General features: G+C 50.4%; 7 protein-coding genes. 4 read left to right on the top strand and 3 right to left on the bottom strand.

The window, feature by feature from the left end; translation table 11 throughout:
* Positions 1-62: 62 nt before the first annotated feature.
* Positions 63-1,568, top strand: coding sequence for a sodium/proton antiporter NhaB (nhaB, locus tag ABYW01_RS10550; RefSeq protein ID WP_372832584.1), 1,506 nt, complete (start codon positions 63-65; stop codon positions 1,566-1,568).
* A gap of 69 nt (positions 1,569-1,637) precedes the next feature.
* Here the strand turns inward: nhaB and dnaQ are convergent, their stop codons facing one another.
* From dnaQ to ABYW01_RS10535, 3 genes are read right to left on the bottom strand one after another with little or no spacing between them, the layout of a single operon-like run.
* Positions 1,638-2,363: a DNA polymerase III subunit epsilon gene (gene dnaQ, locus ABYW01_RS10545; protein ID WP_372832583.1), complete on the bottom strand. Its 726-nt coding sequence runs from the start codon at positions 2,361-2,363 to the stop codon at positions 1,638-1,640.
* A gap of 9 nt (positions 2,364-2,372) precedes the next feature.
* Positions 2,373-2,807, bottom strand: a complete 435-nt coding sequence (rnhA, locus tag ABYW01_RS10540) for a ribonuclease HI (RefSeq protein ID WP_193952739.1) — start codon at positions 2,805-2,807, stop codon at positions 2,373-2,375.
* Positions 2,770-3,567 (bottom strand): class I SAM-dependent methyltransferase, encoded by a 798-nt coding sequence (locus ABYW01_RS10535; RefSeq protein WP_372832581.1) that lies wholly within the window; start codon positions 3,565-3,567, stop codon positions 2,770-2,772. The genes rnhA and ABYW01_RS10535 overlap by 38 nt, the downstream gene beginning before the upstream one ends.
* A 100-nt stretch (positions 3,568-3,667) precedes the next feature.
* Between ABYW01_RS10535 and gloB the strand changes: the two genes are divergently transcribed.
* From gloB to ABYW01_RS10520, 3 genes are all read left to right on the top strand, one after another.
* Positions 3,668-4,441, top strand: coding sequence for a hydroxyacylglutathione hydrolase (gene gloB / locus ABYW01_RS10530; RefSeq protein ID WP_372832579.1), 774 nt, complete (start codon positions 3,668-3,670; stop codon positions 4,439-4,441).
* Between the two features lie 238 nt (positions 4,442-4,679).
* Entirely contained in the window at positions 4,680-6,290 is a 1,611-nt protein-coding gene (locus ABYW01_RS10525) for a LysM peptidoglycan-binding domain-containing protein (RefSeq protein WP_372832578.1), read from the top strand.
* 9 nt (positions 6,291-6,299) lie between these two features.
* Positions 6,300-6,548, top strand: a complete 249-nt coding sequence (locus tag ABYW01_RS10520) for a hypothetical protein (RefSeq protein ID WP_372832577.1) — start codon at positions 6,300-6,302, stop codon at positions 6,546-6,548.
* The last annotated feature ends 245 nt before the right edge of the window (positions 6,549-6,793 follow it).

Here is a 6,793-nt window from a genome sequence, read left to right as displayed (position 1 = left end):
TCAGCCGTTTGCCAATTTCAAATAAAACATAACTAAGTGTTCTGGCATAGGAAGAGAGATAAATGACCAACACGCTAACCCAGGCTTTGGTTCGCAATTTCCTCGGAAATTCGCCCATGTGGTACAAACAGGCCATTATCGGGTTCCTGATTCTTAATCCGATCTTGCTCTATACCGTGGGCCCTGTCGTAACTGGCTGGCTGCTGATCTTTGAGTTCATTTTCACACTTGCACTCGCGCTTAAGTGTTATCCGTTGCAACCGGGTGGTTTGCTGGCGCTGGAAGCTGTAGTTATTGGCCTCACAAGCCCTGCTACCGTTTCACACGAGATCGAATCCAACCTTGAAGTAATTTTGCTGCTGATGTTTATGGTCGCTGGCATCTACTTCATGAAGAGCATGCTGCTTTGGGCATTTACCAAAATACTGCTCAAAGTTCGCTCTAAAATTTTCCTCTCACTGCTCTTTTCATTTTCCGCTGCGTTCCTGTCTGCGTTCCTGGACGCATTGACTGTTACAGCGGTTCTGATCAGCGTAGGTGTTGGCTTCTATTCTGTCTATCATAAGGTAGCTTCAGGTAAAGCATACGCTCACGCAGACCACGATCACGCGACCGATGAAGAGATCCGTGCGGCGCATCACGATGACCTGATCCAATTCCGACGCTTCCTGCGTAGCCTGCTGATGCACGGCGCAGTAGGTACAGCGCTGGGTGGTGTATGTACATTGGTGGGTGAACCACAAAACCTGCTGATCGCACAGAAAGCAGGCTGGGACTTCATCGAGTTCTTCTTGCTGATGGCGCCGATCACCATGCCAGTACTGGTTGCAGGCCTGATCACCTGCGCACTTCTGGAAAAAGCTAAAATCTTTGACTACGGCGCTGAGCTTCCAACAAACGTACGCTCGATTCTGGAAGATTTTGCAGCAGAAGAAGACAAGAAACGCACCCTGCGTGATTCTGCCACTCTGCTGGTTCAGGGTGTTGTAGCAATCTTCCTGATCTTCGCATTGGCCTTCCATTTGGCGGAAGTTGGCTTGATCGGCCTGACAATCATTGTCCTGCTGACAGCCTTCAACGGCGTCGTCGAAGAGCATCAGATTGGCAAAGCGTTTGAAGAGGCCCTGCCTTTCACCGCGCTGCTGGTTGTTTTCTTTGCCGTGGTATCGGTCATTCATGATCAACACCTGTTCCAGCCAATCATTTCGGCGGTACTGGCAATGGATCCAGAGATTCAGCCTGCGATTTTCTTCGCAGCAAACGGTTTCCTATCGGCTATCAGTGACAACGTGTTTGTGGCTACTGTGTATATCAACGAAGTCGTTGCGGCACTGAACGCAGGCACAATCACACGCGAACACTTCGACGCACTGGCGATTGCGATCAACACCGGTACCAACATCCCAAGTGTTGCGACACCAAACGGACAGGCCGCATTCCTGTTCCTGCTGACCTCCGCACTGGCACCGCTCATCCGTCTGTCTTACGGCAAAATGGTTTGGATGGCACTGCCATATACCATTGTGATGAGTATTGTTGGCTTCATCGCGGTTTACAACACACTGTAACCCACTGATTTCGGCAAATAAAAAAGCAGGCCTCGGCCTGCTTTTTTATTTTCTTTAACTGGCATTTAGCTAGTGCATAGTACTATCGTCTTCGCCCTTCAACCATAAACACCCACCACCACTCTTCTTATCCAATAATGCCAGAAACGCTTCATGGGCAGCTTGCTCTTCGTCAGTAGCACGAGGCACGGTTAACTCCCAGTGATCGCCTTCTACCCGACGAATACCACCGATACCGCCAACACCCTCATCACCTTCATGCCCCAGCACCAACGATGTCTGACCACCCGTCATCATCAGATACACGTCAGCAAGAATCTCAGAGTCAAGCAATGCGCCGTGCAGTTCACGATGCGAGTTATCGATACCGTAACGACGACACAGCGCATCGAGGTTATTCTTCTGCCCCGGATGTTTCTCCCTCGCCAGTTTCAGCGAGTCAGTCACCGTACAGATATCGGCTACCCGTTCCGGGTAACCGTTGCGTTCCAGCTCCTTATCGATAAAACCAACGTCAAACGCTGCGTTGTGGATGACCAGATTCGCACCACGAATAAACTCTATAAATTCCTCGGTAATCTCCGCAAACTTAGGCTTATCCACCAAAGATTCGTTGGTTATACCGTGAACAGCAATCGCTTCTTCTTCAATATCGCGATCGGGCTTAATGTATTGATGGTACGTTCGACCGGTGAGTCGACGGTTATCCATCTCGACACAGCCAATCTCGATAATATTGTGCCCTTCCTTTGGCTCAAGACCCGTTGTTTCGGTATCTAATACAATCTGTCGCATTCTTTCGCCTTACATGTATTTTGCTGCACCACGGTTTGCCAAATCATCGGCCAACTCGTTCCCCGGATGACCGCTGTGCCCTTTGACCCAGTGCCATTCCACTGAGTGCCGCTGCACCTCTTCATCCAGACGCTGCCAGAGATCAGCATTCTTAACAGGCTTTTTCGCAGCCGTCTTCCAACCGTTACGCTTCCAGTTCTTCATCCACTCAGTAATCCCCTTTCGGACATACTGGGAATCCGTCGTCAATTTAACTTCGCATGTACGCTTAAGCGCTGCCAGCGCCTCGATTGCGGCCATCAGCTCCATACGGTTATTGGTCGTGTTATCTTCACCACCAAACAACTGTTTTTCCTGATCTCCGTATTGAAGCACGGCACCCCAGCCACCCGGGCCTGGATTACCTTTACAGGCGCCGTCGGTATAGATCTGAACGACCTTCACTAATTTGTCCCCGAACACTCGGCTCCGCAACCGGCAGATTAATCAGTCGGCCTCGGGCTCGCTCTTCTTTTATTGGCGTCATTCCCGCCACATCTTTACGCGCAAGCATCAAGGTAAAAGCACCTTGCTCTTTAAAAGCACGATGCCCCCACCTTTCAAAAACGCAACAGCGCTTGCGCCACTTTTCGTTCTCAAACGGCGCGAGAAAATACTCAGAACGTCGTTTAAGCTCAGTCAATTCCAGCAGCTGAAACCAGTCCGACAAGCGTCGATGACTGATAAAATGCCCATTCCACGGCGCCTTGGGCTGCTTACCCTTAAAGCGCCGGTATACCCCCCACAAGCTTGATGGGTTAAAACCCACGACCAACAGATGCCCACCCGGCCGCAATATTCTCGCCGCCTCACGCAACACCTGATGCGGGCTTTGTGCAAAATCCAACGCATGATGCAGTATCACCACATCAACACTGTGCTGCTCAAAAGGCAACTCACTGCTATCTGCGACGACACAGTTCTCAGCCAGGCCCAACGCTAACGAGGGCACAACAACAAACTTGTTCCGTACAGGGCTTTCGTCATACAAACAGATACGAGAATCAACACCAATCTGCACCAGATGGTAGCCAAACAACGTTGGCAATATGCGAGATATCAGTGCGGATTCCGCTTCTAGCAATTCGCGCCCGACCTCTGAATCGAACCACGCCTTCAAGTCAGGCGTCATAACTTTCAGGGGAGGTTGTGATTGAAAATTCATTCACTTGCTCCGATCAAAACCGATCATTCTTAACGGCTACTTTAACATTGCAGATTATTATAAAGTAATAGTAACTGGCTTTTATCATTGAGGTTTTTCTATGTTCGATGTAACACCGATCCCAGCTTTCAACGATAACTATATCTGGGCACTCTCGGTAGCAGGTCAAAACCAGATCGCCGTTGTTGATCCCGGCGACGCAACACCCGTCGAAAACTATCTGCGTGACAACAACTTGCAGCTGGCGGCCATTCTGGTCACTCACCACCATCACGACCACACCGGAGGCATCCAGGCACTGTGCGCTGAATATGACGTTCCAGTTTACGGCCCTGAAGATTGCCAGTTCTCAGGCATTAGCCACACACTTGCAGACGGTGCGACAATAAAACTCTTCGGGCACGCGCTTCAAGTTCGCACGATTCCGGGCCATACGCTGGATCATATCTCCTATTTTAGCGCAGCAGATACCCCTCAGATATTCTGTGGCGATACGCTGTTTCTAGCGGGCTGCGGCCGTATTTTCGAGGGCACACCGTCCCAGATGTTTGACGCCATGGCCTATTTCAAGAGCCTGCCAGATGCCACTGAGATTTACTGCACACATGAGTATTCTATGGCAAACCTGAAGTTTGCCGCTGCCGTAGAGCCAGATAACACCGATATCGAAGCAACGCTGAGCACCTGTTATCAGTTGCGAGAAGAAGACAAACCCACCCTGCCAACATCGATTGCGCAGGAACGCCGGATCAATCCATTTTTACGCACGGACTCCGATACAGTTATTCGCACCGCCAGTGATTTCAGCGGCCGTGCTTTGAACACTGAACTGGACGTATTTACCGCAGTCCGCGAATGGAAAAACCAGTTCTGATCAGCACTTCTTAGGGTAACTGCCGACCACAACCGTTGTCGGCAGTTACCTATTTCGCAAAGCGATCGCCAGAACCAGATCACATTATACAAACACGCCAGTTGACCCCCCATTTCCAGCTCCCTAGAATGCCCCGTTAAGATTTAAAAAGCCGGGCGGTTTTATATCCGGTGAGACGGCTTAAATACCCTTTTAATTTTTAACGACCATGCCAGTCTTTTGTCTATAGCGGGAACACATGACTCCATATATCAAAGCAATTGTAGTGGCCCTTGTCGGGTCTGTTGCCCTTACCGGGTGTCAGTTACTTCCGCAAAAAACGCCGTCAAACTCGGACAGCAACACCACGGCTAATGCAGGGCAAGGCGTCCAGAAACAGACATTGACGCATCAGCAGGTGTATATCAAAGATGGTAAACCTGTCGTACGCCAAGTTGTGAAACGCGACGATCTGTGGGATCTCACCCGCGATCATTTTGCATTCGATCATGCACGCAGCAATTCTCGCATAGACGCTCAGGTTGTCTGGTTTAAAAAACACCCACGCTATATTAATCGTGTCGTGAAACGCGCATCTCGCTATTACTACTATGTGCTGAACGAGACGATCAAACGCGGCCTGCCCGCCGAGCTTGCATTACTGCCTATTGTCGAAAGCGCGTACGATCCATTCGCTTACTCTCATGGTCGTGCAGCGGGCGCCTGGCAATTTATCCCATCAACCGGGAAATATTTTGGCCTGAAGAAGACCTGGTGGTACGACGGCCGTCGAGACATCATAGCCTCTACGGATGCCGCCCTGACTTACCTGCAGCAACTGCATAAACGCTTTGATGACTGGGAACTCGCCCTCGCCGCATACAATGCAGGCGGAGGTACGGTCTCTCTCGCCATGAAGAAAAACCGCCGCAAAGGCAAGCCTACTGACTTCTGGTCACTAAACCTGCCTGCTGAGACAGAAGCCTACGTGCCAAAACTTCTGGCTATCGCTAAAGTATTTAGCGCACCGGAACAACACGGGGTAACGATCCCCCCTATCAAAAACACCCCTTACTTTACCCAAATTGCCACCGAGTCCCAGATAGATCTGGCGCAGGCCGCTGATCTGGCAGGTATCAGTGCACAGGAGCTGTATCAGCTAAACCCAGGCTTTAACCGCTGGGCAACTGATCCACAAGGCCCGCATCGCCTGCTGATCCCGGTGACCAATGCAGCTCAGTTTGAAAACAACTTAGCGGCCCTGCCCGCAGACCAGCGCGTAAAGTGGGCACGGCATAAGATCAAATCCGGCGAATCACTGATCGGCATTGCCAAGCAATATCGCACTACGGTCACCATTGTGCGCACGGCAAATAACTTAAAGAACAATAATATCCGAGCGGGAAAAACCTTGCTGGTACCTACAGCCAGCCAGCACTCAAGCGCTTACGTCATGAGTCAGGCTCAGCGCATGAACCGCAAGCAGGAAAAGATCTCGCGACAAACCAATCGCAGTAAAACAAAGCACAAGGTTAAGAACGGCGAAAGTTTCTGGTCTATCTCCCGCAAACACAAAGTGGGTGTACGCCAACTCGCCAGCTGGAACAGCATGGCACCGGGAGACCCACTCGCAGTGGGTAAAACCCTGATTATCTGGAAAGACCGTAAAACATCGGCCAGCGCCGTCAGCCAGGGTGTTATCCGCAAGGTGGGCTACGTTGTTAAAAGCGGAGATTCTCTGTCACGTATCGCCAGTCGTTTCAATGTAAGCGTAAAAAGCATCCTTGCATGGAACGACCTTGAAAAGCACAAAATTCTGAAACCCGGTCAGCGTCTCACACTGCACGTTGACGTGACTCAATCCAATTAAGGCGAATCCATGGACGCTACCGCTATTGTTATCATTGTTGTTTCTACAGCGCTGGCCATCATATTTAAGCTGGTACTTTTCAAGAAGATTCGTAACTGGATGGATCAGGATCTGATCAAAGGTCTGGCGGGCGATGACAACGATAAACTGCAGTTTCTGCAGGACAAACTGGAACGTCTGAAGAGCGACAGGGTGCCACGCAAACTGTATCAGGAACACCTCACAAACGATGCAAACGAGTTTGAACAAAGCCGGTAATCACCTGTCCGAATGAAGAGGCAACTGGCGAAAGCTGCAAGTGGCTGATATAAATAGCTATTATCCCTTCAGGGTGACGGATCACAGATGAAAATTATTAAAACAGTTCTGGCTGGCGCCCTGCTTGCAGGTGCTTTACTCACCACCGCCAATGCAGCATCAACGGTTTCTCATGGTATCGCCATGCACGGAGACCTTAAATATCCGCAAGGCTTTACCCAATTCGACTACGTAAACCCCGATGC

The organism is Pontibacterium sp. (genome assembly GCF_041587635.1).
Taxonomy (GTDB): domain Bacteria; phylum Pseudomonadota; class Gammaproteobacteria; order Pseudomonadales; family Balneatricaceae; genus Pontibacterium.
This window is presented reverse-complemented; position numbering and strand designations above follow the sequence as displayed.